Below are 965 nucleotides of genomic sequence, written 5' to 3' on the forward strand. Positions count from 1 at the left end.
ATCTCTTCCTTGTAGATGGTCATGTCGGGCTTCACATGATCGAACAACGTGCCACCGACGTAGAAGCCGTTTTCATGCCCTTCGACCTTGTGCCCCCGCCCATCGGTCACCAGCGTCGCGCCTTCTTCCACGCCGCGGGCGATGTACCCCTCGACCTTGGCCTTGTGCGCCCCGGTCACCAGCGGACCCATTTCGGCGTCTGACTCCATCCCGTTACGGATCTTCAGCGCACGCGCCCGCTCCGCCAGCCGCGGCACCAGCTTGTCAGCAACGTCCCCCACCGCCACGGCAACGGAGATCGCCATGCAGCGCTCGCCCGCCGAGCCATAAGCCGCACCAATCAGCGCATCGACCGCCTGGTCCAGGTCCGCATCCGGCATCACCACCAGGTGGTTCTTGGCCCCGCCCAGGGCCTGCACCCGCTTGCCATGCCTGGTCCCTTCCGTATAGATGTACTCGGCAATCGGCGTCGAGCCAACGAACGACAACGCCTGCACATCCGGATGCGACAGCAGCGCATCGACTGCTTCCTTGTCCCCCTGCACGACGTTGAACACGCCATCGGGCAAGCCAGCCTGGCGCAACAGATCGGCAATCAGCAAGCTGGGCGAAGGATCGCGCTCCGACGGCTTCAGCACGAACGTATTGCCGCATGCCAGTGCCACCGGGAACATCCACATCGGCACCATCACCGGGAAGTTGAACGGCGTGATCCCCGCCACCACGCCCAGCGGCTGGCGCAGGTTCCAGTTGTCGATGCCGCCACCGATGTTGTCGGTGAAGTCCGTCTTGAGCAGGTTGGGAATGCCGCAGGCAAACTCCACCACCTCGATGCCGCGCGTGACTTCGCCCCTGGCATCGGAGAACACCTTGCCATGCTCGCGCGTGATCAGCGCGGCCAGGTCGTCATGGTGCTGGTCGAGCAGCTCCTTGAACTTGAACAGGATGCGCGCGCGGCGCAGCGG

The 965-nt window shown here is 64.4% G+C and carries 1 pseudogene; it reads right to left on the reverse strand.

Going from position 1 to position 965, the window contains the following annotated elements:
- Positions 1-965, reverse strand: a pseudogene (gene mmsA, locus IPF36_RS30125) (CoA-acylating methylmalonate-semialdehyde dehydrogenase); the annotation flags it as partial.

Origin of the sequence: Cupriavidus sp. IK-TO18 (genome assembly GCF_015549295.1) — a bacterium.
In the GTDB taxonomy this organism is placed as follows: Bacteria; Pseudomonadota; Gammaproteobacteria; order Burkholderiales; family Burkholderiaceae; genus Cupriavidus; species Cupriavidus oxalaticus_A.